The following is a 25107-nucleotide window of genomic DNA, read 5'->3' on the forward strand; positions in this document are numbered from 1 at the left end:
ATTCATCATGCGTCAGCAGCCTATATGCCGGCTGCAACAAAGACCGAATGTATGGCTGCAATCGACTTTGTCTGTCAGTGCCTGAAGATCCGTCCTTGCAATAGGGAGGCGTCCATGTATGTGGAGAGATGGCGCAGTCAGGCCACTCGGTGAAGCAGGAACCCGCCGACGCGACTACGTAGAACATCACGTAGCGCAGCAGGAATCCTCCCCCTTCCCGGCCTTCGGCCGGCGAGCGTCAGCGAGAGGGGGAGGCGGATGTCAAATCTTGCTTTCATCATTCTCGCGCGCCGGCCTGCGATAATGGCCCAATTTCGTTGCGTCATCGAAGGAGGCCCCATGGGCGACAACGACACCCGCATCGATGCGGAAGCAATGGAGGCGCGCCAGCGCCGGCTCGAGGAAGATCTCGTCGACGCGTATGACGAGGAGCTCGAGATGGAGCTCGACGACCGCCGTTTCGACGATGACGACACGCTGTTCTCGTCCGAGCGTCGCGAGGCGCGCAAGCGCTATTTCCGCGAGCTGTTCCGCCTGCAGGGCGAGCTCGTCAAGCTGCAGGACTGGGTCGTGAGCACCGGGCACCGGCTCGTCGTGATCTTCGAAGGCCGCGATGCGGCCGGCAAGGGCGGCGCGATCAAGCGCATCACGCAGCGCCTGAACCCGCGCGTCTGCCGCGTGGCCGCGCTGCCCGCGCCCAGCAACCGCGAGCGCACGCAGTGGTATTTCCAGCGTTATGTCGCGCACCTGCCGGCGGGCGGCGAGATCGTGCTGTTCGACCGGAGCTGGTACAACCGCGCGGGTGTCGAGCGCGTGATGAACTTCTGTACCGACGACGAATACGAGGAGTTCTTCCGGTCGGTGCCGGAATTCGAGAAGATGCTCGTGCGCAGCGGTATCCAGATCGTCAAGTACTGGTTTTCGATCACCGATCCCGAGCAGGAGCGGCGTTTCCAGCATCGCATCGAGGATCCGCTGAAGCAGTGGAAGCTGAGCCCGATGGATCTGGAAAGCCGGCGCCGCTGGGAGGCGTATACCGTCGCGAAGGAGGAGATGCTGCAGCGCACGCATATTCCCGAGGCGCCGTGGTGGGTCGTGCAGGCGGTCGACAAGAAGCGCGCGCGCCTGAACTGCATCCACCATCTGCTGAGCCAGGTGCCGTATCACGACGTCCCGCGCGCAACGATCGATTTGCCGCAGCGCGAGCATCACGAGGACTACATTCGCCGGCCCGTGCCGGAAGACATGATCGTGCCCGAACTGTATTGAACGCAGCGCCGGCCGCGCGCGCCGCTCGGGCGGCGCGGCCGTCACTCGCGGATCAGGAACGCGGCGCGGTCGCGCCCGGCGATCCACGTTGGCGCGCGGCCGCGGCCGCTCCACGTCGCGCCGGTGGCCGGATCGCGGTATTTCGGGCCGACCGTGAACAGTTTCGCGCGGTCGCTGTAGCCTTGCCCGAACACTTCCCGTGCGGTCAGCGCATAGGCAGTGACCAGCTGGCGCACCTGCGCCAGCGCGGTATTGCGTTCCGCGCGGCGCGCGGTGCTGATTTTCCTGTCGAGTTCTGCAAGCTGGGCTTGCAGTTTCTGAATACTCTGCATGCGTCGGTTGTCCCGTAGCTGATATTGACTTATCGATGACGCGTCATGCGGAATTCTGCATGCCGGCACGCCCGGCCGAGGCGCGCCAAGCGGACGCGGCGCGCGCTGCGTGCGCGGCGCCGGTCCGGTCTGCCGGCACACCGTTGGCACGACGGCGATCCGGAAGACAGCATGAGAGTAGATTTCAGCGGACGTTTTTGCTATGGGACTGATCCGAAATTTCGGCGGAATCGACGGATAAATTGCGGCTTTTCGGGGTGGGGCCGCCGTGGCGTCACAGATCGGGAAAGCCCGATCGCCCGTGCGTGAGGTCGAACAGCGCGGTGCGCGCGTCGCCCTCGGCGGTGACGGGCAGCTTGATCACGAGCCGCACGGTCATCCCGTACGCGCTGTCGGCCAGCTCGTAGCCGGCCTGCTCGATCCAGCGGCGCACGCGCGCTTCGTCCGGATAGCCGATCTCGATCGCGAGGCGGGTCAGGCGGATCCGCTCGACGCGTTGCGCATCGAGCAGCGCCGATGCGATCGCGTCCGTGTAGGCGCGCACGAGGCCGCCCGCGCCGAGCTTGACGCCGCCGTAGTAGCGCACGACTGCGCCCAGCACACCGTCGAGGTCGTGGTGGCGCAGCACCTCGAGGATCGGCCGGCCCGCGGTGCCGGACGGCTCGCCGTCGTCCGACATGCCCGACTGGCCGCCGGCGAGCAGCGCCCAGCAGACATGCGTCGCCGTCGGGTGTTCGTCGCGCAGGCGTTGCAGCGCCTGCATCGCGGCGTCGCGGTCCTCGACCGGGATCGCATGCGCGATGAAGCGGCTCTTGCGGATCTCGAGTTCCCGGGTGTAAGTGGTGGCGAGCGAGTAAGTCATGTTCCGGGAGACGTTAAACGTATGAAAAACAAAGGTCTACGGTTTCGATTGCATGGGTCGATGTGGATCGACATCGATGCGTTCGGGCATCGAACGCCTGCATCGTGCCGGTGTGGCGCGAGCAGGAGGAAAGGGAGAATTTTACAGCGGCGCGGATCGAAGCATTTCGATGCCATCGGGATGCGAGACACGCGGACGATCTGTCGGGATGCGACGGCGCCGGCCGGGCGTGTCGGCCTCCGGGCCTTGCGTCGCGCAACCGGCCTCCGCCTGGATGACCGTGGCGCCGAAATCTGAAAGAATCGGCGTCGCCGCCGTTTCAGCCACGTAGCTGGCGAAATGGGGCCATCGATCGCCGTATTGAAAGAAAAGGACAGATGCACACAGGACACGTCAACGTTCCGGAAATATCGGCGGCGATGCGCGCGAAGCTCAGAGAGCTGGCGCTGGACCCGTCGGAAGTGATCGAGCACACTTATGCGGCGCTGACCCGCATCGAGGGCTACGAAGGCCTGTCGTCTGCCGTCAGGAAAGACATCATGGATTCCATTGCGCTGTCGAAGCGGCTGTGGTTCGAATCCTTGTTTGCCGGAACGTTTCCGTCGTCCGACGACCTCGAGGCATTTCAGGAGTTCGGCCGCAGAAGGGTGCATCAGGGCATTCCGCTGCCGTCGCTGCTTCGAGCGTTTCGCGTCGGGCTGAGGGAGGTGTGGCGCAAGTGCGCCGAGCTCGGCAACGAAGACGACGCATTGCGCGACGAGCTGCTTTTCGTGATTTCGCCCTACCTGATGGACTATTTCGACGACATGGCGCAGCTGATTTCGCGCGCCTATCTCGACGAGCAGCATCAGCAGGCGCGCTGGCGCGAGTCGTTGCGATATCAGCTTCACGAAATCATCTTCAGCCACGCCGGCGATGACGACGCATTCCGCAAGATCACCAACGCATTGGGCCTCGACCACTCGGTTCGCAGGATCGCGATCGCGATCGAGTCGGAGCGCCTGGATCGCAGTGCACTGCATTCCGAAGAGGAGGCCGATCGCGTCATGCTTGCTGTCGCACGGCATCTGAAGACGGCAAGAGACAGTTTGATCGACGTCTGGCATCGCGACCGGCTGGTCGTCTGGGCGCCATGCATTCACGATGAATCGGCAAGCGCGAGTGACAGGCGCGTCGCGGAAAGAATGTCCGCATTGCTCGACGGACTTCCTTCGGTCGCTTCGGTCGGTATCGGCCTGGCAAGTGCGGGGGCGAAAGGCTGGGCTGCGTCCGCGGAGGAAGCGCTACGCGCGCTGGATTTCGGCCGAAGCCTGAACGCCGGGCGACGGATGCATCGCTATTCGGACATCGTTCTGGAGGAGTGCATACGGAGTCACGACAGCGCGCTGAACTACCTGCTTTCGCTGATCGAGGAAGTGTCGAGCGAGCCGGAGATCGTGCTGACACTCGAGGCCTTCTTTGCAAACATGCAGCGACGGAAGGTGACGGCAGCCGCGCTTGGCATCCATCCGAACACGCTCGATCACAGGCTCGATCGAGTGGAAAATATCACGGGAGCGAAGCTCGACGACGCAGCGTGGATCGCCAGGTTCGAAATCGCGCTCAAGCTGCGACGGATGCACGCGTAGCAAGCCCGGCCCGCGCGCCGGCGTCACGTGCGTTCGCTCCTGGAATCGGATTCCCTTGCGTCGCCACGATCGATCGGGGTAACGCCCAGCCCGCTCTGGACGGCCTCGAATCGGGAGCCGACCTTGAGCTTCTCGAAGATGTTCTTCAAATGCCACTTGATGGTCTCTGGCGCAACGCGTAATGCGCGTCCGATTTCCTTGTTGGACAGGCCATGGGCAATGTGGTTGAGAATCTCGATCTCGCGCGAGCTGAGCAGGTTTCGCGCAGCGCGCGAATCGCCATCGGCTGCCGGTGCCGGAAGCTGGTCGAACGCGGCGAGCAGCCGGTCCACGAAGATCTGTTGAACACCGCCACGGTCGGGCGTTTCGAGGGCCCATTTCGTCAGCAGGCGCAGCGAGGGTTCGCCTTCGTCGACGAAACTGGCGATCATCCCGTTTGCCTGTGCATAGCACAGTGCGTGCTCCAGTGCGTCGAACGCGCGGTCGTGCGCGCCGTCGTGCGCATCTTCCTGCTGCAGCGCCAAAGCGTGCAGTAGCGATATCCGCGCCGCAAGATAATTCATTCCGGCCCGGACGAGCGTGCCCTTCAATTCGTCGAGCCGTTCGGCGGCGCGCGCCGGCTTGCCTGTCGCGATGTCGATCCGGGCGTGAACCTCGCACCAGCTTGCCCACGTCTCGATGAAGCTGCCCATCGGCATCGGAATCTGCTCGGGCATCAGTGCGTCCAATGCGTCGGCGGCTTCCATGGCGCGATCGATCCAGCCATGCTGAAGACATAAGCGCACGATCTCGGCAGCGCACGATGCATGCATGCGCAACCAATGTCGGGAGGTGGCGATTTCGGTCGCCTGTTTCAGGCAGAGCAACGCCGACGCGATATCGTTGTTCCTCGCATGAAGCCGGGCTGCGGTGCGGCAATAGTTCGACAGCGAACCGAGCGGACAGGCTTCCGCGGTGATTGCCGAGCGGTCGTCGATCAATTGCCGGGCGCGGGGCAAATCGTTCTGCTCGTAACAGAGCGCTGCCAGGTAGCCGGCCGGAACCGCCGCCGCGGCGGAGTTGCGCAGCACGTTCGCTTCCGCGTGTGCGATGGCCGATTCGAACAGCGCCGCCGCTTCCGGCAGGCGACCGTTCGTCAGCATGTTCAGTCCGAACATGCATTCGCGGTAGACGCTCGCGTAGATGAACTCGTGATAGCCGGTCGGGACGGTCGTTGTTTCGCGTCTGATCTGCTCGACCTCGTCGAAGCGGCTGTCGTAGATCAGGCCGAACACCTGCGCCGCTTCCGCGAGCCGTCTGACCCACGCCGACACGGGTAACGACGACGAGGCGACTTCCCGCCCCAGCTCGAGCGACCGGTAGCTATCGTCGCCAAAGCCGGAAATGGCCGCGTCCACGGCGACCATCTCGACCGGCAGCGTTGCGTCCTGTTCGTCTTCCATCCGGGCGCTATTGGTGCTATCGGCACGACTGCGCGCGAAGTCGGAGATCGCCGGCCGCAGCACGTCTTCGGCCTCCGGCATGCGCATCAGAAAGGTAAGCGCCCATGCCTTGGCGAGCCGCAAGCGTAGTCTCGACTCCACCAGCTGAGGCGGCAGCCTGGCGATCAGACTCAACAACGCGCTCACATCGCAGCGATCCATCAACGCGATCGCGCAGTTTTCGACCCAGGTCGCAGCCTGCAGCGTCGCGCCGGCGGCGAGTGCATGGCGCACGGCGTCCGGCCACTGCCGCTCGTTCGCAAACCACTGACTGGCCCGGTGGTGAAGCCTCGGTATTTCGTCGGCCAGTTGCCGCGCGGCGCGCCGCCTGAGCGCGTCGGACAATAGCGCGTGATAACGGAACCATTGCCGCTCGTCGTCGAGCGAACGAATGAACAGGTTGTGACGCTCCAGCCAGTCGAGCTTCTCCCAGCTGCGCGCACCGGCGCCCATGACCGCGTCGCAAAGGCCGGGGTTCAGGCGATCGAGAATCGACGTCCGAAGCAGAAACTGATAGACGGCGGGCGGAAGGCGCGTCAGAACGGCATCGTCGAGATACGCGTCGATGCCGAAGCGGTTGCCGGCGAGGTCGCGCGCCACTTTGCCCGCGTCCGCGGCTTCCTTCAGCGACAGGGACGCGAGCTGCAAGCCCGCGATCCATCCTTCGGTCGCGTCGTTGAGCATCTCGACGGTGGAGCGGTCGAGCGCCGCGGTGCCCGTGCGCGAGAAGAACGCTTGCGCGTCATCCGCGGAAAAGCGCAGATCGGATTCGTCGATCCGCAGAAGCTGGCCCTGCGCACGGAACTGTGCAAGCGCCAGCCTGGGCTCGCCACGCGCGCCGAGCAGCACGTGGAAATTCGCGGGGGCATAGCGCAGCAGCCGGAACACCGCTGCGCGCACCGGGGGGGACGTGAGGCGGTCGAAGTCGTCCAGGATCAGAAAGACCTGCCTGCCGCAGGCGGCAATTTCGTTGAGCAGGACAGAGATGACGGTTCTGCCCGGGGTCACCGGATCATTGCGCAACAGCTTTTCGGCTTGCTGCCCGATGCCGCCCGTGCCGCGGCTCAACGATGCGACGAGATAAGCGCCGAGCTGGTCGGGATCGTCGTCGTCATCGTCAAGGCTGAGCCATGCGACGAGCTGATGCCGGGTGCGAAGCACTTCGCACCATTCCGACAGCGTCGTCGTCTTCCCGAACCCCGCCGGCGCGATGATCAGGGTGACCGTATGCTCGGCCGCGCCGGCCAATCTCTTCAACAGCGTCCGTCGCGTCACCCGGAACCGGGGCGGGCGCGGCGGCGTCATTTTCGTTTGTATTAACGAGAGATTCCAAGGATGTTCATCAGAATCGGTCGGTAAGTTCATTGCGATCAGTCCGGAATTCACCACGCCATGATAATCGCAGTCGTGGTCAGGGTGATGAGGGTTTTCCCACGGTAGGGGGGCGTGCTCGCATTCCCCCCCCGGCGCCCGCGCCGTACCTCCCCTTTGCGCGAGCCCACATTTCTCCCGCCTGCTCGTACGCTTGCATCAGGTTCACGTCGGTGCGGCACGACGACGCGGTCTTCGCTTCGCTTCGTGTCGCGTGGCGGCGCGGCGCGCAACACGTGTTTCGCCGGATCGAGCCTCCGTCACCCGTCAGTCACCAGCCAGTCACCCGTCCGTCGAGGAGTCCATTGTGCGTTCCGCATCGCTCACCGGTCAGCCGTCATCGGCCAGTGCGTACCCGCTGCTGATCAAGCAGCTGTTACTGACGCCGCTTGCGGTCAACCCGGAGCAGGAGATCGTTTACCGAGAGCAGGTGCGTTACGACTACTGGACGCTGCGTCATCGCATCGGGCAACTGGCCAGCGGCTTGCAGGCGTTGGGCGTGAAGCCGGGCGACACGGTCGCCGTAATGGACTGGGACAGTCACCGCTATCTGGAATGCTATTTCGGCATCCCGATGATGGGCGCCACGCTGATGACGGTCAACGTCAGGCTGTCGCCCGAGCAGATCGCGTACACGCTGAACCACTCGGGCGCATCCGTGCTGCTGGTCAACGCGGACTTCCTCCCCGTGCTCGATACGATTCGGGGCGGACTGCACCACATCGAACGGTTCGTGCTGATCGACGACAGCGGCGCCACCCCCGTGCCCGAATGCTTCGCGAACGAGTACGAACGGCAGCTGGCGGAATCTTCGCCGGATTTCAACTTCGTCGATTTCGACGAGAACACGCGGGCCACGACGTTCTACACCACCGGCACGACGGGCGCACCCAAGGGCGTCTATTTTACGCATCGGCAGATCGTGCTCCAGACGCTCGCCACGATGGCCGCGCTCGCGAGCTCGCCGAAGCAAGGCCGCATCGATCGAGACGACGTGTACATGCCGATCACGCCGATGTTCCACGTCCATGCGTGGGGGCTGCCGTACGTCGCCACCGTGCTCGGGATCAAGCAGGTTTACCCCGGACGCTATGTGCCGGAGAGGCTGCTGGATCTGGTCCGGCGCGAGCAGGTCAGCTTTTCGCACTGCGTGCCGACCATCATGCAGATGTTGCTGACCCATCCCGCCGCGAAGGACATTGACCTCAGTCGCTGGAAAGTGATCGTCGGCGGCTCGGCGCTGCCCAAGGGCCTCGCTCAGCTCGCGCTGGACCGGGGCATCGACATCTTTGCCGGCTACGGCATGTCCGAGACCTGTCCGGTTCTGACGATCGCGCAGGTCAAGACATCGATGCTCGACGATGCATCGCAGGCACTGGATGTCCGGACGAAGACCGGCTTGCCGATCCCGCTGGTCGATCTGCGCGTCGTCGATAGCGCGATGCACGACGTCGCCCATGACGGCAAGACACCGGGTGAAATCGTCGTGCGGGCACCGTGGCTGACGCAGGGCTATCTCGACAACCCGGAAGCGTCGGCAGCGCTCTGGGCGGGCGGGTATCTCCATACGAGCGACATCGGGATCATCGACAGCGACGGGTATCTGCAGGTAACGGATCGTATCAAGGACGTGATCAAGACCGGTGGCGAATGGGTGTCGTCGATCGAGATCGAGAGCCTGATCTCCCGTCACCCGGCGGTCGGGGAGGTCGCCGTCATCGGCATCAGGGACGAGAAATGGGGGGAGCGCCCGCTGGCGCTCGTCGTGCCGAAGGCCGACGAGGTCGTGGACGAGGGCGCGATCCTGGCACACCTGGTCGGGTTCGTCGAACGCGGACTGCTGCCGAAACATGCGATACCCGAATCGATCGTATTCGTCGAATCGCTGGACAAGACCAGCGTCGGCAAGATCAACAAGCGAGCACTGCGCAGCCGGTACGCAACCACGTGACCGGCTCGTATCAGGCGGATCCGCTCGACTGACGTAGCGACTCAGGAAAAGGGCTGCCGCCATTTTTTTGACAATAACTATCGAGACTTGGAGGACATGAATGAAAGCACCATTGCGTCAGGGCGCGCTCGGCATTTTTGTCGCGGCATCGCTGGGTACGACGTCCGGACTGGCGCACGCTCAGAGCAGCGTCACGTTGTATGGCGTACTGGATGCGGCCTTGCTCTACACGAACAAATCGCTGAATACGGCGACGGGGGCGAATGACGGCCACAAGTTTGCGATGGTCGATGGCGCCGCGTCGGCGTCGCGATTCGGCATGAGAGGCGTCGAGGATCTGGGCGGCGGGCTGAAGGCCACGTTCGTGCTCGAGAGCGGCATCGATATGCCAAGCGGCAAGTTTGGCAATTCGAACGGCAACATGTTCGGCCGTCAGGCATGGATCGGCCTGAGCGGCGATTTCGGGACGATCAAGGCCGGCCTGCAATACTCGCCGTTCGTGCTGTCGCTGATCGCGACCGACCCGCGCGACATCGCGTATTTCGGCAGCGGTGCAGTGATCTACGTCGACAACCTGCTGGTGACGGGGCTGTTCAATCAGAACGCCGTTTCCTATACGAGCCCGGTGATCGCGGGCCTTCAGGGCAGCGCGATGTTCGGATTCGGCGGGAAGGCGGGCGATTTCCAGTCGGGACGGCAATATTCGGCCAGCCTGAAATACCAGGCAGGCGGACTCCTCGTCACGGCGGCGCTCTACAACGGTAACGCGGGCGGTACGGCAGCGACGCCGATTCCGAGCACCGTGCCGGTGACCGGACGTACGATCGGCGCTGCGTACAGTTTCGGAGGTTTGACCGTCAAGGGCTCTTACTCGCTCTACAAGGTGAGTGGCGCATTCGACAGCCGGGTGTACGGAGCCGGGGCAAGTTACACCTTCACGCCCGCAGTCGAAGCCGATGCGGGAGCCTGGGTGACGAGTGACGGCAACCATACCGACAATCATTCGGTACTCACTGCAGTCGGATTGCGGTATTTCATGTCGAAGGCGACGACCCTTTATGGACAGGTCGGGCTCGTACATAACCATGGGCTGATGGACACGGGGCTTGCTGTCAACGGCGCGCTGTACGAGGGGCCCGGTACGACGGTGGGCGCGGTGGTCGGCATTCGCCATACGTTCTAGGCCGGGGAGTGGGCCGCCGGCGTGCCGCCGCGGCGCCCGGCGTCGCTCTCGCCCCAGATCGCCGGCGTGCCGGTTTCGTTTGTTCTCGCGGGATTGTGAATACTCACAATCCCGGCGTTTGATAGTCACAAGATCCGCGCGCTTCCTCTGCACTTACTATCGAAAACCGGGTCGCGCGATGCGCGGTCCCGGTCCGATGCGTACTTCCAGCCCGAAGACAGCAAAGGCGTCTGGCGTTCGCGGCAGCCCGTCCGAGCTTTCTCTCGTCGTGTTCATTCAATCATTGAATCAACCTGTCGGCATCCTGTCATGCCGCTCTTGTCCGTTGCCGTGAGTATTTTGCCGATGCGCTCGACTACCGCCCTGACCCTCGTTTCGATTGCGGCAAGCCTGTTGCTCGAAGGATGTGTGCCCGCGCCGTCCGTCGCCGTATTCGGCGCGGCATTTCCGGCCTGGTTGTTCTGCATCGTGGGTGGCGTCGTGGGTACCGTGATCGTACACGTCGCCCTGGGCAAGCGCGGCAAGCGCGGCTGGCTCGCACCGCTGGCCGTCAGCTACCCGGCGCTTTCCGCGTTGCTCGCGATGGCCTTCTGGCTGCTCTTCTTTCCTCACTGATCACGCGTACCGCATATGTCCGACGCTTCCGGCGCCTCGCGCAAAAAGTCCCTTCCTGCGTTGCTCATCGTCGTTGCCGCACTGGTGCTGCTCGGCGTTGTCGTGTGGCGTCTCGATCGCGCACCGACGACCGACGACGCCTATGTCTACGCCGACACGATCAACGTCGTGCCGGAAGTGAACGGCCGGATCGTCGAGATGCCGGTGCGCGACAACCAGCCGGTCAAGCGGGGGGACCTGTTGTTCCGGATCGATCCGCGGCCGTACCAGGATGCGCTGAATCAGGCTCGCGCACGGCTCGTGACGCTCGACAAGCAGATCGCGCTGACGCAGCGTTCGGTCAACGCGCAGCAATACAACGCCGATTCCGTCAAGGCGGCGGTCGAGCGGTCGCGCGCCCAGGCGAGTCAGGCGGCCGATACGCTGCGTCGCATGGAGCCGCTTCTCCCGCAAGGCTACACGTCGGCGGAAGACGTCGATCGGGCCCGAACCGCACAGCGGGCGGCGCAGGCGGAGCTGAACGCGGCGATGTTGCAGGCACAGCAGGCCTCCGCGGCGGTGAGCGGCGTGGATGCGCTGGTGGCGCAGCGCGCCGAAGTCGAGGCTCAGATCGCGATCGCGGAATTGAACCTGGAGTTCACCGAGGTGCGTGCGCCATTTGACGGGCGGGTTGCCGCATTGCGCACGACGGTCGGTCAGTTCGCTTCGGCGCTCAAGCCAGTCTTTACGTTGATCGATACGCGCCATTGGTACGTGATTGCGAATTTCCGCGAGACCGACCTGAAGGGCGTGCGTGCAGGGATGCCGGCCACGGTCTACCTGATGAGCGACACGGGCAGGCATTTCAACGGCACGATCGATTCGATCAGCTATGGCGTGCTGCCCGACGACGGCGGCGTGGTGCTGGAAGGCTTGCCGCGCGTTGCGCGCAGCATTAACTGGGTGCATGTGTCGCAGCGCTTCCCGGTCAAGATCGCGGTGCAAAGCCCCGATCCGGAAACATTCCGGATCGGCACGTCGGCGGTCGCCACGCTGCACCGCGACGAGCGCGCGCGCGATGCGTCCCGTTGAGCAACACATGAACGCGGCGCCCTTCCTGTCGGACCGTCTTCAACGCCTTGCAAGCTTCGTCGGTGGCGAGATCCGGCCGTACCCGGGGCGCATGAACGTGACCCTGCGCTGCGTGCTCGCCAGCGCGCTCGTGATCGTCACGTCGATGGCGCTGCAAGTGCCGCTGCTGGCGGTGTCGTTGATCGTCGTGTTCTACGTCACGCAGGCGAACGTCGTGGTGACGCGGCTGATCGGTACGCTGTTCGTGATCGGGTCGACCGTAGCGGTCGGCAGTGCGATCCTCGTGTTCAAGTTCACCTACGATTATCCGCTGCTCAGGATCCTGCTGGCCGGCGCGCTGTTCTTTCTCAGCGTCTACATGATGCGGGTGGCCAGGATCGGCGTCGTCTTCTTCATCGTCGGTCTCGTCGTCATCTACGCGCAGACCTTCGTCGATCGGACCGATCAGGCTGAACTGCTGGTGCGCGCGGTGTTGTGGCTGTGGGTCGCGGTCAACTATGCGATCGCGCTGACGCTCGTGATCAATACGCTGTTCCTGCCCGCCGAGCCGGTGCGCCAGCTCGACGCTGCGATGTGCGGGCAACTGGATGCAATCGATGCGAGCCTGGCCGCACTTGAACGTGGCACGCCGGCGGCAGGCGGGCCCGGCCCCGACGCACGCCAGATTCAGGCCGGCGCGTTGACGCTCCAGAAACTGCTCCGTTTCGCAACGATGCGAGATGCGGAGTATCGCGCCAACCGGGCGTTGCACCTGGCACGCGTGGCGACGGTTTCGCGTCTGTATGCCGCGACCGGCCATCTGCCGGCCTCCGCCGCGGGATGGACGGCCGACGCGATCCCCGTGCTGCGTGACGCATGCCGGAGCCTGAGCGGCGCGATCAGGGCGGGCGCTCGATTTGTTGCGCCGAGGTCGCTCGTCGATCTGACGGCTGACGGGTTGCCCGGCGCGCTGGCGGAAATGCGCGACGCATTGCTTGCGTTCGCGGATCGATCGGCTGCGCCGCCTGCCGTGCAATCGCCGGCCGAGAAGGAGCGCCTGCTGGTGCCCGATGCCGTCACCAATCCGGTCTATGCGCAGTTCGCGTTGAAGACGCTGCTGGCGGCGATGCTCAGCTACGTCTTCTATATCGCGACTGATTGGCCAGGCATACACACGACGATGCTGAGCTGCCTGATCGTCGCGCAGCCCAGCCTTGGTGCGACCGCCCAGCGCGCGGTGCTGCGGCTCGCCGGCGCGGCAGTCGGCAGTGTGCTGGCGCTCGCGATGGTCGTGTGGGTCGTGCCGCATCTCGACGGGATCGTCGGGCTGTTGATGATGGCATTGCCCGTGGTCGCGTTGGGCGCGTGGGTGTCCGCAGGCTCGGAGCGCATCAGTTATGCGGGCATCCAGATCATGTTTACATTTGCGCTGGCCTTGCTGGAGCAATTCGGTCCGACCACCAATCTCACCGAGATCCGTGACCGGATGCTTGGAATCGTGCTCGGCGTCGTCGTATCGACGGTCATTCATGCATGCCTGTGGCCCGAGGCCGAGGGCGAAGCACTGCGCCAGCGCGCGGCGAAGCTGCTGCGCCGGATCGGCGAGCATTTTCGTTCGGATGCGACGGGACCGGTGCCTGTCGGTCTCTGGGCCGAGTTGGGCGACAACGAGGCAATGTCGGCGCGCGTCGCGCTCGAGCCGGGTTGGCAGATGGCAGACGGGGAGCAGGAAGGCCTGACCTTGCGCATGCAGGCCCTGCTTGCGAGGATCCGGGAAATCCTGCTGGCAGTCGATGCTTACGGCGCCGAGCGGCGGTCATTGACATTGCCGGATCGGACCGCGACTGCGGCGACCGCGTTTCAGGCCGAGCTGGCCGCGTTGCTCGACGGCTATGCGCGCGCGTTGGCCGAGCATCCGCTGGCGATCGATGTGCCGCCGCGTGCCACGGTCGACGCATTGTCGGCATGCTGCGCGGCGGATCTCGCGACGCAGCCGGCCGACGCGCTGCGGGCCGCCTGCGATCGATTGCTGACCCGAGCCGGAAACCTCGCAAATCAGATATCAGGCCTGCCGGCATGGGCGCCGGAGCCTGCCGTCTCAGCATCTACTTCGCGAGCTTCGCAAGCATGACCGATTCGTTGATTCGATTTTCCTGTTCATCGTTGCGCCGTATCGCCGTCGCAGCACTGCTGTGCGGCATGTCCGCATGCGCGCTGATTCGTCACGACGTGAAACCGGCGGCGACACTCGATGCCGAACGCATCCGCATTGCCGACGACTTTCATCTTGCGAACGACGGCTGGCCGTCGGCGCGCTGGTGGACTCGCTACGACGATCCGCAACTCGACGCGCTCATCGAGCGGGCACTCGCCGATTCGCCGACGATGGCGATCGCGCGGACCCGCGTATCCCAGGCAAAGTCCGACGTCGACCTCGTGAAAGCCGGCACCAATCTGCAAGTGACCGCGCTCGCGTCGGTGGACCGGGAGCGGGTGTCGGGCAATGGCTTTCTGGGCGCCTATTCAGGCAATCAGCCGCTACTCGGGGCGACGGGGCCGTGGTACACGGAAGGCATCGTGGGCCTCGGCGCGAGTCTCGACATCGATATCTGGGGCAAGCAGCGCGCGCAGGTGGCTGCGGCGCTGGGCGTGCAGAATGCCCGGCTGGTCGAGACGTCCGCCGTCGAACTGGAAGTCGCTGCGGACATCGCGCAGCTTTACTACGGCATCCAGACAACCTGCCGCCTCATCGATCTGCTGGAGCAGTTGCATGAGGTCGCAACGTTTTCGATGAATGCGCACGCCGCGCGTGCGGCCCGCGGGCTCGAGCCGCAGACGCAGACGGAGCTTGCGCGCGCGCAGAAACTCGCGGCCGAGCGGCAGATCGTGGCCGCGCGAGGCCACATCACGCAACTGCGCGAATCGCTGCGGGCGCTGATCGGAGCCGGGCCCGCAGATATTGGCGAGATCAGGCCCGTGCCGTTGCCGGCGCCACCGTCTTCATTGCCAGCCACGCTGTCGTACGAATTGCTGGCGAGACGCCCGGATCTGCAGGCGATGCGGTGGTACGTCGAAGCGTCGTTCGACAAGATCGATGCGGCAAAGGCCGCGTTCTATCCGAGTTTCGACATCAAGGCCTTCTTCGGCGTCAACGCGCTGCACCTGGGCGACCTGTTCACGCATGCGAGCGAGCAGATCAATCTGGTTCCAGGCCTGTACTTGCCGATTTTCGACGGGGGCCGGCTCAACGCGAATCTCGGTGGCGCCCGCACCGCGAGCAACCTGCTGATCCTGCAGTACAACCAGTCGGTACTGAACGCCGTGCGCGACGTCGCGATGTCGGGCAGTCGTCTGCAGGACCTCGATGCCGAGGCGAAACTGCAAACGGAGAAGATCCGGGCAGTGACGTTTGCCAAGGACAGCGCCGATGCCCACTACCGGCGCGGGCTCGCGAGCCGATTGAGCGCAGTGGAGGCGAAGCAGGCCGTGATCCTCGAGCAGGTTGCGCTGCTCGACATCGACGGCAAGCGGATCGGCCAGGACATCGCCTTGACCAAGGCGCTTGGCGGTGGATATCGCGCAGACACCCCGGTTGTCCTGAACCCACGGTAGTACAGAACATGTCAGACGAGCATTTGCAAACAGGTTCCGGGAAAGTGCCGCGCGAGGCGGACGGATTTCGCATGATGCTGGGCGTCCAGCTCTCGATCAATCGAGTGCTGAACCAGAGGATGTTGACGACGCTCGAGATTCCGCTGTCGCTGGGAAGTGCGCTCGTCCATCTTGCGCGCGGCGAAACGATGTCATGTCAGGAGCTGGCGAGATTGCTCGGTTGCGGCACCAGCCGTCTGTCGCGTCTCGCGTGCGAGCTCGAACGTCGCGCGTTGGTCGTGCGCAGCCGCAGCAGTCAGGATCGCAGAGCGCTGGATCTGTCGCTGACGCCCGCCGGGCTGGCGCTCGCGGAGCGAGTCCCGTCCGTACTGGCTGAAGCGGAGCGCGTCATCCTGAGTCGACTGTCGGACGAGGAACGGGGGTTTCTCAAACAGTTTCTCCATCGGTTGCTCGGCGCGCTCGACGTGGTTCCCGCAACCCATCGATCGAATATCGCCCCGTGTCACAACCCGTCCTGATGGCTTGTCACGCCTGCGACGCGGTGCTGCGAGCGATTCGGCTGGTGCGTCCGTGGGGGATGATCGAGGTGTTCATGCTCGGCATCCTCGTCACGATCGTGAAGATGGTGAGCCTCGCGCGGGTGGTTCCCGACGCGGCGCTGACGCTGATGATGGTCGTGGTCGTGATGTTCGATCCGCGGGCGCTGTGGGATATGGCCGACGAACTTCGCGGCCGCGCTGCCCGCTCGCGACGTCCGTTCCGACGCCGCAATCCGCAGTGAAACGCCGTGCGGATGCGGCGTGAGCGTTGACGGGCGTCGACGGGCGTCGTGAATCGTTCGAGTCCCGGTCCGGAACCGACTCGGCAAACGCGTGAAACCGATTGGCCGAAGTGCTGACGCGGTAGGGCATGACGTGAGCGCGAATACGCATGGCGAGCAGGGGTTTGCAGCTTGTCCGGTCGGCAGTCTGCTATAAAGCGACGAGACGATTGGCTCACGAATGCGATTCGGCCGTGTGAGCGGAACCAACGACAATGGAAAACATGACGCCAGATCTCGAACCGATGACGGCTGCCGAGCAGTATGCATCCGCGCTTGAAAGCAGGCTCGATACCGTGTTCGCAACTGCATTGCGGGAACAACGTGTCGTGGGTGCGGTGGCCATTGTCGCCCGCGACGGTGACGTGATCTACCGTCGCGCGCACGGCTACGCCGATCGCGAAACGCAACGTCCGATGCGCGAAGAGACTTTGTTCCGGCTTGCGTCCGTGACGAAGCCGATCGTGACGGTCGCGGTGTTGCGCCTCGTCGCGGACGGCCGCCTGAACCTCGACGATCCCGTGTCGCGCTGGCTTCCCGATTTCACGCCGAAGCTGCCGGACGGCAGTGCGCCGCTGCTGACGATCCATCAACTGCTCACGCATACGGCCGGATTGAGCTATGGCCTGGCGGAGGCGCCCGACAGCGCCTATCATCGCCTCGGAATCTCCGACGGGATCGACAGCGTCGAGTTTGACCTCGACGAGAACCTGCGGCGGCTGGCTGCGGCCCCGCTGGTGTTCGCCCCGGGCACCGCATGGCAATATTCGCTCGCACTCGACGTGCTGGGCGCCGTGATCGAGCGGGCGACCGGCGAGCCGCTCGGCGATGCGGTGGCGCGGTATGTTACCGGTCCGCTGGGCATGCGCGACACGGGCTTCGTATCGCACGAGCCCGCGCGCTTCGCGGTGCCGTATGCGAACGCCGTGCCCCAGCCGGTGAGGATGGACGACAACATTGTCGTGCCGTTGCCCGACGGACATGGCGTCGCAGTTCGGTTCGCACCGTCGCGGGTATTCGACGAAGCGGCGTTTCCGTCAGGCGGCGCGGGCATGTACGGCAGCGCAGACGATGTGTTGCGTTTGCTCGAGATACTGCGCGATGGCAGCGCGTTTCTGCCGGATGCGCTGCGCGCCGCGATCCGTACGGACCACGCGCCGCACGACTCCGAAACCCGCGGGCCGGGCTGGGGCTTCGGCTACGGCGGGGCCCTGCTGGTCGATCCGGCAATTGCCGGATCGCCGCAAAGCGCCGGCACGCTCCAATGGGGCGGCGTATACGGTCACAGCTGGTTTATCGATGCGGCGCGCGGCCTGACGGTCCTGCTGCTGACGAATACGGCCTACGAGGGCATGTCGGGCGCGCTGACGCTGGCAGTGCGAGACGCCGTTTACGACTGTTGACACATGCCGCGGCGACGCGTCGCGCCGCGCGAGCGCCGCCGCCGCCGCGTTCAACGGATCACGAACGCATCCGGATACGCGGTAGCCTGCGCGGTCTCCTGCACACACGCCTTCGCGATATCGAGCACGTCGCCAACCGCCGGGTTGTCCTTCAGCGCATGCTGGTGCACGAGATAGAAGTTGAACCACTGGCTCGAATCGAACGCGCGCGCGACCAGTTCGCGGTTTGCGCAAAGGTCAGCCGCGGTCAGCGCATTGAGCAGGCTCACGCCACCGGTGAGCCGGATCACCTCGCCGAGCGAACTCATGCTGACGCGCAATTCGTAGCCGACCCGGCGCCGGTCGCTCGAATCGTCGTAGACGAGGTGATCGGACTGGATCGGCTTGATGTATTGCTGGTCCGCGAGATCGGCGTAAGTCAGCAGCTTGCGCGCGGCAAGCCGGTTCTTGCGCGTGAGCAGCGCGACCATCTTCGCGCCGAACACCGGCGTGAAGATCAGGCCCGGCTCATGAATCTCGTACGAGACGATCGCGAGATCGAGGCGGCCGCCTTCGACGTCCGAGATCAGGCGGCCGCTCGCGGCGACGTCTAGCGCGACGCCCGTGCCCGAATGCGCGTGCGCATACTGCTGCGCGAGCCGCGGGCCGAAGCGGTGGCACAGCCCCGGCGCGCAGCCGATGCGCAGCGACGCGACACCGCTTTCCTGCAGCAGTGAAATCTCTTCCTCGATGCGGTTCAGCCGGTCGAGCAGCTGCACGGCCTCGTCGAGCATGTAGCGTCCGGCCGGCGAGATCTGCAGCCGCTGGTTCTCGCGCGCGAACAGCCGGATGCGCAGGCTCTCCTCGAGCCGCGCGAGCGCGTGGCTCACGGCCGACTGCGTCATGCCGAGCTGCACCGCCGCCTGACGCGTGGAGCCGGCCGTGGCGATTGCGTGAAAGATCTCGATGTCGCGCAGACTGAAGTCGGTCCGCATGTTCGCTCCCGCCAATCAATTGATCAAAAAAGATCATATATTGACCGAAAAATAATTCAAAGCGAGACTGCAAGCCAGTCAAACAACGCGCCGGTTCATTCTGCTGCAAGCCTCGCGGCCTGCAGCGGGGTGATGAATCAAATCGGTCACTCAACATACGGAGACACCCCTCAGCGCCGTTTCGCCCGCTGGCGATGCGCGCTGCCCGGTCATGCCATGTTCGATTTCCAACTCGTTCTCAAGTACTTGCCGATGCTGTTCCAGGCGGCCGGGGTGACGGTGCAGCTGACGCTGCTCGCCACCGTGTTCGGCCTCGCGATCGGCCTCGGCGCCGCGCTCGGCAAGCTGTCGCGGCATCGCGCGCTGCGCGATGCGATGAGCGCGTATATCTGGCTGATCCGCTCGACGCCGCTGCTCGTGCAGCTCTTCATCATCTATTTCGGTCTGCCGCAGTTCGGGATCGAGCTGTCGCCGTTCACGTCCGGCGTGATCGGGCTCGCGCTCAACGTCGGTGCGTACAACGCGGAGACGATCCGCGCGGGGATCCTCGCGATTCCGCACGGGCAGATCGAAGCGTCGCGTTCGCTCGGCTTCGGCGCCGCGCGCACGATGCGCCTCGTCTTGCTGCCGCAGGCGCTGAAGCTGATCGTGCCGCCGCTCGGCAACAACCTGATCATCCTCACCAAGGACACGTCGCTCGTATCGACGATCACGCTCGCGGAGCTGTTCATGCGCACGCAGCAGCTCGTCGGCGCGACCTTCAAGCCTTTCGAACTCTACTTTGCCTGCGCCATGATCTATGCGTTGCTGACGACCGGAACGAGCCTGCTGCTGCGCCAGATGGAACAGCGCCTGATCCTGAAGGGAGGCCGCGCATGAACCGGCCGGAACCGCAGATCGCGCTGCGCGACATTCACAAGACCTACGGGGCGCTCGACGTGCTCAAGGGCATTTCGCTCGACGTGCACAAGGGCGAGGTGGTCGTGCTGATCGGCCCGAGCGGCTCGGGCAAGAGCACGTTGCTGCGCTGCGTGAACCATCTGGAAACGCCGACGCGCGGCGAGGTTCGGGTGCTCGGCAGCCTCGTCAACGACCCGCGCCGCAGCCACCACGCGCAGGAGTGCTACCTGAACGCGATGCGCATGAAGGTCGGCATGGTGTTCCAGCATTTCAACCTGTTTCCGCACCTGACGGTGCTCGAGAACCTGACACTCGCGCCGATGCAGCTGCTCGGGATGGGCGCGGCGCAGGCGCGCGACGAAGCGCGCGCGCTGCTCGACAAGGTCGGCGTGCTCGACAAGCAGCACGTGTACCCCGGCAACCTGTCCGGTGGCCAGAAGCAGCGCGTCGCGATCGCGCGGGCGCTCGCGCTGAAGCCCGACGCGATGCTGTTCGACGAACCGACGTCGGCGCTCGACCCGGAGATGGTCGGCGGCGTGCTCGCGGTGATGGAGCGGCTCGCGAAGGCCGGCATGACGATGATGATCGTCACGCATGAAATGCGCTTCGCGGAGCGCGTCGCGGACCGCGTCGTGTTCATGGCGGACGGCCGCGTGGTCGAGGCCGGCCGGCCGTCGGAGATCTTCCACCAGCCGTCGCACGAGCGTACGCAGGCGTTTCTCGCCGACATCCGCTGAGCGCGGCATCGCATTCACGAATACACCAAGCAAAGGACGTCAATGAGCGACTATCTCTTCTATCAGTCCGCCGTGCAACTGCCGACCGTCGCGCGGGCCGAGGGCATCTACGCGTGGGATACCGACGGCAGGCGCTATATCGACGCGTGCTCCGGCGCGATCGTCGCGCAGCTCGGGCACGGGCATCCGGCGATCCGCGATGCGATGCTCGCGCAGCTCGACAAGGTCGCGTTCGCGTATCGCACCCAGTTCGAGAACCAGCCGGCGCTCGACCTCGCCGAGAAGCTGATCGGCCTCGTCGGCGGGCGTTTCGACCGCGTGTTCTTCTCGAGCGGCGGCTCGGAATCGGTCGAGTCGGCGCTCAAGCTCGCGCGCCAGTACTGGGTCTGCAAAGGCGAGCCGCAGCGCAATGTGTTCATTGCACGTAAGCCGTCGTATCACGGCTCGACGATGGGCGCGCTCGCGATGACGAGCTACACGCCGCTCACGCAGCCGTTCCAGCCGATGTTCCAGCTTTATCCGAAGGTCGCGTCGCCGACGCAGTACCGTGTGCCGGAAGGCAAGAGCGCCGAGCAGCATGCGCTCGACTGCGCGGACGAGCTCGAAGCCGCGATCCTTGACGCGGGCGCCCACCACGTCGCCGCGTTCGTCGCGGAGCCGATCGGCGGCGCGAGCACGGGCGCGGAAGTGCCGCACGATGCGTACTTCGCGCGCATCCGCGAGATCTGCTCGCGGCACGGGATCCTGCTGATCCTCGACGAAGTGATGACGGGCGTGGGCCGCACGGGGCGCTGGTTCGGCTTCCAGCACTGGGACGTCGAGGCCGACATCCTGTGTCTCGCGAAAGGGCTCGGCGCCGGCTACTACCCGACGTCCGCGATCGTCACGCGTGCGGAGCTGACCGATCCGATCCTCGCGGCGGGCGGGTTCCAGCACGGCTATACGTACGCGGGCAATCCGCTCGCGAGCGCGACGGCGCTCGCGGTGATCGACGTGATCGAGCGTGAAAGGCTGGTCGACCACGCGGCGTCGACGGGCGCCTATCTGCGCAGCCAGCTCGAGCAGCTCGCCGCGCAGCACGACTTCATCGGTGACGTGCGCGGCCGCGGTTTCCTGCTGGCGATCGAGTACGTGGCCGACCGCGCGGCGAAGACGCCGTTCGACCCGTCGCTGAAGTTCGGCGAGCAGGTGACGCGCGTCGCCCGCGAGCACGGCGTGATCATCTATCCGCGCAAGTCGCTGATGGGCGAGACGGGCGACCACACGCTGATCGCGCCGCCGCTGATCACCACGCGCGCACAGTGCGACGAGATCGTCGGGCGGCTCGACGAAGCGTTCCGCGCGGTGGCGCGTTGAGGCGGGCGGCGATGAGCAAACGCATGCAACTGGCCGACGCGATCGCGCCGATTCCCGACGGCGCGTCGATCATGGTCGGCGGCTTCGGATCGCCGGGCACGCCGTTTTCGCTGCTCGCGGAGCTGAAGCGGCAACGCAAGCGCGATCTGACGATCATCAAGAACGACGCGAATCAGGACGGCTATGGCGTATCGCGGCTGATCGAAGCGGGTGTCGTGAGCCGGCTGCTGACCACGCATCTCGGGCTGAGCGGCCCTGCGCGGCGTGCGCACCTGGCCGGCACGCTGCAGGTCGAGTTCTTCTCGCAGGGACTGTTCGCGGAGCGGATCCGCTGTGCGGGCGTCGGGCTGCCGGGCGTGGTCACCGATATCGAGCTGCCGCCGGAACTGGGCGCGTCGCGCGAGCCGATCTCGGTCGGCGGCCGCACGCTGTATTTCGAACCGGCGCTGCGTGCGGACTTCGCGCTGCTGTGCGCGGATCGCGCCGACGCATACGGCAACCTCAGCTACCGCGGCGCCGCGCGCAACTTCTCGCCGCTGATGGCGATGGCGGCCGATCGCGTGCTGGTCGAAACGCGCACGATCGACGACGCGCCGCTCGGCCCCGACAGCGTGCATACGCCGGGCATCCACGTGCATGCCTTGATCCAGATTGACGGAGACCTCGATGAATACCGGCCCATCCTGCGCTGACCCGCGCCATGTGATCGCGCGGCGCGCCGCACGCGAAGTCGCGCGCGGCCAGCTGATCAACCTCGGCATCGGGCTGCCGACGCTGATTCCTTCGTTTCTCGACGATCCGTCGGCCGCGTGGATCCACTCGGAAAACGGCATCGTCGGCGTCGGCGCGCTCGCGCGTCCGGACGATCTCGACAGCCAGCTGATCGATGCGGGCGGCGGCTACGTGTCGGTCGTGCCGGGCGGCGCGATCGTCGACAGCGCCGCATCGTTCGGGATGATCCGGCGCGGGCTGATCGACATCACGTTTCTCGGCGCGCTGCAGGTGTCCGCGCATGGCGATCTCGCGAACTGGCTCGTGCCCGGCAGCCTCGTCGCCGGCATCGGCGGCGGCGCGGAACTCGCGCAGAAGGCGCGCCGCGTGATCGTCACGATGCCGCATGTCGACAAGAACGGCCGGCCGAAGATCGTCGCGCGTTGCACGCTGCCGCTCACCGCGCGGCGGCGGGTCGCGACGATCATCACCGAGCATGCGGTGTTCGCGTGCGGCGACGACGGGCTGCGGCTCGTCGAGCGTCTCGGTGCGCTGAGCGTCGCGGAGTTGCGCACCGTCACCGAAGCCGATTTCACGGTCGAGGAGGGGGCAGCATGACGCATACGCCACGCCAGGCATGGATCGTCGGCTACGCACGCACGCCCATCGGCCGCGCGTTTCGCGGCGCGTTCAACGATACGACGGCGCCGACGCTCGCGGCGTTGTCGCTGCAGGCAACGGTGACGCGCAGCGGCATCGATCCCGAACGCATCGACGACGTGATCCTCGGCTGCGCGCTGCCGGAAGGCACGCAGTACTACAACATCGGGCGGCTCGCCGCGCTCGCGGCCGGCCTGCCCGTGACGACGCCGGGCATGACCGTCGACCGGCAATGCTCGTCGGGGCTGATGTCGATCGCGCTCGCGTCGGCGCGCATCGCCGGTGGCGAAGCGGACGCGATTCTCGCGGGCGGCGTCGAGTCGATCAGCCTCGTGCAGAACGCGCACATGAATCGGCATCGCCAGCAGGATGCGCTGCTGCTCGAACGGAATCCGGATGCATACCTGCCGATGGTCGACACGGCCGACATCGTCGCGCACCGCTACCGCGTGTCGCGCCGCGCGCAGGACGACTACGCGGCGCTCAGCCAGCAACGCGCCGCGCGTGCGGCGCAGGCGGGGCTGCTGCACGACGAGATCGTCGCGGTGGACGTGCGCAAGCTCGAGCACGACAAGGCCAGCGGCGCCAGCACGCCGCGCGCGCTGCGCGTGGCGGCCGATGAATGCGGGCGGCCGGGCACGACCGCCGATGCGCTGGCCGTGCTCGACCCGGTGCGCGACGGCGGCACCGTGACGGCCGGCAACGCATGCGCGCTGGCGGACGGCTCGGCAGCCTGCGCGGTGGTGTCCGACGCGATGCTGCACACGCTCGCGACGCCGCCGCTCGGGCGGATGGTCGCGTGCACGGTCGCGGGCTGCCGGCCCGACGAGATGGGCGTCGGGCCCGTGCCGGCCGTGCGCCGGCTGCTCGAACGTACGGGGCTGTCGGTTGCGGATATCGGCCTCTGGGAGCTGAACGAGGCGTTTGCGTCGCAGGTCGTGCATTGCGTGGACGCGCTCGCGCTGTCGTACGAAACGGTGAACGTCAACGGCGGCAGCATCGCGCTCGGCCATCCGTACGGGATGACCGGCACACGCATGGTCGGCCACGCGCTGCTCGAAGGGGCGCGCCGCGGCGTCACGCACGTCGTCGTGACGATGTGCATCGGCGGCGGGCAGGGCGCGGCGGCGCTGTTCGAGGTCGCCCGGCCGTAACGCGCAAGCGATTTCCTCACGTCGAACGGCGCAGGCCGTTCGATTCACGAAGACTACTCTGGAGACTGACGATGACCTTGCTGCAACGACTGACTTTCGCTTTCTGCGCGGCGCTGATCGGCACCGCGAGCGTGGCGGCCCATGCCGACGATCTCGACAAGGTGAAGCAGACCGGCAACCTGACGTTCGCGCTGACCGGCAAGTACCCGCCGTTCAGCTTCATCGACGAATCCGGCAAGCTGAACGGCTTCGACGTCGACATCGGCAACCGGATCGCGGGCCGACTCGGCGCGAAGCCGGTGCCGGTGATGACCGCATGGGACGGCATTGTCGGCGGGCTGCTGGCCGGCAAATACGACGCGATCATCGGCAGCCTCGCGATCACCGACGAGCGGCTGAAGGCGGTCGACTTTTCGCAGACCTACTACCGCTCGGGTGCGCAGCTGTTCGTGCCGAAGGGCAGCAGCGTGCAGGGCATCGACCAGCTGAAGGGCAAGGTGGTCGGCGTCACGCTCGGCGAAACCTACGAGGCGTGGCTGCGCAAGAACCGGCCGGACGTGCAGGTGAAGACTTACAAGGGGCTGCCGGACATCCTGATCGATCTGCAGAACCGCCGGATCGAAGGGTTCGTGACGGACCGCATCGCGGGCATCCTGACGATCCGCGAGAAGAACATCGACGCGAAGCCGGCCGGGCCGCTGCTGTATCCGGAGAAGATGGGCATTGCGGTGCGCAAGGACAGCCCGAAGCTGCGCGAAGCGATCAATGCAGCGCTCGATACGCTGTTCAAGGACGGCGAGTATGGCGCGATCAGCAAGAAATGGCTCGGTGAGGACGTGCGCTGAGCGCAGGCGGGCGGGGCGGACGCGTCAGCGCCCTGTCGCGGCAGTCGAACGAAGCGCCAGGCCGGGCAGAAAATCGGGCAGCAAATCGCGCAGCGAATCGAACAGCACGAGCCACGCCGGCGACTCGCCCGCCCGGCGCGGAAGGATCACGTCACGCGATACGCAGTCCGTAGCAACTGGCGTGAACCCATAT

Annotated in this window: 21 protein-coding genes and 1 pseudogene; 18 read left to right on the forward strand and 4 right to left on the reverse strand. The window is 65.5% G+C overall.

Annotated elements, in window-relative coordinates; genetic code table 11:
* Positions 1-339 precede the first annotated feature (339 nt).
* Positions 340-1269 carry a polyphosphate kinase 2 gene (gene ppk2, locus DID96_RS00005; RefSeq protein ID WP_124597224.1) on the forward strand — a complete coding sequence of 310 codons (930 nt, stop codon included), beginning with the start codon at positions 340-342 and terminating at the stop codon, positions 1267-1269.
* A gap of 41 nt (positions 1270-1310) precedes the next feature.
* Here the strand turns inward: ppk2 and DID96_RS00010 are convergent, their stop codons facing one another.
* Both DID96_RS00010 and DID96_RS00015 read right to left on the reverse strand, forming a co-directional pair.
* Complete coding sequence (locus tag DID96_RS00010) at positions 1311-1601, reverse strand: H-NS family nucleoid-associated regulatory protein (protein ID WP_124597225.1); 291 nt, start codon at positions 1599-1601, stop codon at positions 1311-1313.
* A gap of 274 nt (positions 1602-1875) precedes the next feature.
* Positions 1876-2463 (reverse strand): YigZ family protein, encoded by a 588-nt coding sequence (locus tag DID96_RS00015; RefSeq protein WP_124597226.1) that lies wholly within the window; start codon positions 2461-2463, stop codon positions 1876-1878.
* Between the two features lie 419 nt (positions 2464-2882).
* Between DID96_RS00015 and DID96_RS00020 the strand changes: the two genes are divergently transcribed.
* Positions 2883-4091, forward strand: coding sequence for a CdaR family transcriptional regulator (locus tag DID96_RS00020; RefSeq protein ID WP_260463759.1), 1209 nt, complete (start codon positions 2883-2885; stop codon positions 4089-4091).
* A 23-nt stretch (positions 4092-4114) separates the two neighbouring features.
* On the opposite strand, the gene DID96_RS00025 is transcribed toward DID96_RS00020, so the two are convergent.
* A complete protein-coding gene (locus tag DID96_RS00025) occupies positions 4115-6877 on the reverse strand; it encodes a LuxR C-terminal-related transcriptional regulator (protein WP_185732138.1) in 2763 nt (920 codons plus the stop codon).
* 373 nt (positions 6878-7250) lie between these two features.
* Here DID96_RS00025 and DID96_RS00030 point away from each other — a divergent pair, with 373 nt between their 5' ends.
* From DID96_RS00030 to DID96_RS00070, 9 genes and pseudogenes are all read left to right on the forward strand, one after another.
* Positions 7251-8894: a fatty acid--CoA ligase gene (locus DID96_RS00030; RefSeq protein ID WP_124597229.1), complete on the forward strand. Its 1644-nt coding sequence runs from the start codon at positions 7251-7253 to the stop codon at positions 8892-8894.
* A gap of 100 nt (positions 8895-8994) precedes the next feature.
* Positions 8995-10077, forward strand: a complete 1083-nt coding sequence (locus DID96_RS00035; protein ID WP_124597230.1) for a porin — start codon at positions 8995-8997, stop codon at positions 10075-10077.
* A 309-nt stretch (positions 10078-10386) separates the two neighbouring features.
* A complete protein-coding gene (locus DID96_RS00040) occupies positions 10387-10692 on the forward strand; it encodes a YtcA family lipoprotein (protein WP_260463760.1) in 306 nt (101 codons plus the stop codon).
* Between the two features lie 15 nt (positions 10693-10707).
* On the forward strand, positions 10708-11763 hold the full coding sequence (gene mdtN / locus DID96_RS00045) for a multidrug transporter subunit MdtN (protein WP_124597231.1): 1056 nt from the start codon (positions 10708-10710) through the stop codon (positions 11761-11763).
* Positions 11764-11770: 7 nt separating this feature from the next.
* A complete protein-coding gene (gene mdtO / locus DID96_RS00050) occupies positions 11771-13873 on the forward strand; it encodes a multidrug efflux transporter permease subunit MdtO (RefSeq protein WP_124597232.1) in 2103 nt (700 codons plus the stop codon).
* 68 nt (positions 13874-13941) lie between these two features.
* On the forward strand, positions 13942-15354 hold the full coding sequence (locus DID96_RS00055; protein WP_260463771.1) for an MdtP family multidrug efflux transporter outer membrane subunit: 1413 nt from the start codon (positions 13942-13944) through the stop codon (positions 15352-15354).
* An 8-nt stretch (positions 15355-15362) separates the two neighbouring features.
* Positions 15363-15872 carry a MarR family winged helix-turn-helix transcriptional regulator gene (locus tag DID96_RS00060; RefSeq protein WP_124597234.1) on the forward strand — a complete coding sequence of 170 codons (510 nt, stop codon included), beginning with the start codon at positions 15363-15365 and terminating at the stop codon, positions 15870-15872.
* A 17-nt stretch (positions 15873-15889) separates the two neighbouring features.
* A pseudogene (locus DID96_RS00065) lies at positions 15890-16135 on the forward strand (paraquat-inducible protein A); the annotation flags it as partial.
* Between the two features lie 263 nt (positions 16136-16398).
* Positions 16399-17577, forward strand: a complete 1179-nt coding sequence (locus DID96_RS00070; RefSeq protein ID WP_124597235.1) for a serine hydrolase — start codon at positions 16399-16401, stop codon at positions 17575-17577.
* A gap of 50 nt (positions 17578-17627) precedes the next feature.
* On the opposite strand, the gene DID96_RS00075 is transcribed toward DID96_RS00070, so the two are convergent.
* Positions 17628-18551, reverse strand: a complete 924-nt coding sequence (locus DID96_RS00075) for a LysR family transcriptional regulator (protein ID WP_124597236.1) — start codon at positions 18549-18551, stop codon at positions 17628-17630.
* Between the two features lie 216 nt (positions 18552-18767).
* On the opposite strand from DID96_RS00075, the gene DID96_RS00080 reads away from it, so the two are divergent.
* The 7 genes from DID96_RS00080 (at position 18768) to DID96_RS00110 (ending at position 24914) form a co-directional block, all read left to right on the forward strand.
* The gene (locus tag DID96_RS00080) at positions 18768-19430 is read left to right on the forward strand and encodes an amino acid ABC transporter permease (RefSeq protein ID WP_124597237.1); all 663 of its coding nucleotides are present in this window, start codon (positions 18768-18770) and stop codon (positions 19428-19430) included.
* Positions 19427-20188 (forward strand): amino acid ABC transporter ATP-binding protein, encoded by a 762-nt coding sequence (locus DID96_RS00085; protein ID WP_124597238.1) that lies wholly within the window; start codon positions 19427-19429, stop codon positions 20186-20188. The genes DID96_RS00080 and DID96_RS00085 overlap by 4 nt, the downstream gene beginning before the upstream one ends.
* Positions 20189-20230: 42 nt before the next feature.
* Positions 20231-21544, forward strand: coding sequence for an aspartate aminotransferase family protein (locus DID96_RS00090; protein ID WP_124597239.1), 1314 nt, complete (start codon positions 20231-20233; stop codon positions 21542-21544).
* Between the two features lie 11 nt (positions 21545-21555).
* Positions 21556-22236 carry a CoA transferase subunit A gene (locus DID96_RS00095; protein ID WP_124597240.1) on the forward strand — a complete coding sequence of 227 codons (681 nt, stop codon included), beginning with the start codon at positions 21556-21558 and terminating at the stop codon, positions 22234-22236.
* A complete protein-coding gene (locus DID96_RS00100) occupies positions 22211-22873 on the forward strand; it encodes a 3-oxoacid CoA-transferase subunit B (RefSeq protein WP_124597241.1) in 663 nt (220 codons plus the stop codon). The genes DID96_RS00095 and DID96_RS00100 overlap by 26 nt, the downstream gene beginning before the upstream one ends.
* Entirely contained in the window at positions 22870-24069 is a 1200-nt protein-coding gene (locus DID96_RS00105; protein ID WP_124597242.1) for an acetyl-CoA C-acyltransferase, read from the forward strand. Before DID96_RS00100 ends, DID96_RS00105 begins: the two co-directional genes overlap by 4 nt.
* A 71-nt stretch (positions 24070-24140) precedes the next feature.
* The gene (locus tag DID96_RS00110; RefSeq protein WP_124597243.1) at positions 24141-24914 is read left to right on the forward strand and encodes an ABC transporter substrate-binding protein; all 774 of its coding nucleotides are present in this window, start codon (positions 24141-24143) and stop codon (positions 24912-24914) included.
* The last annotated feature ends 193 nt before the right edge of the window (positions 24915-25107 follow it).

Source organism: Burkholderia sp. Bp8963, assembly GCF_003854275.1.
Lineage (GTDB): Bacteria > Pseudomonadota > Gammaproteobacteria > Burkholderiales > Burkholderiaceae > Burkholderia.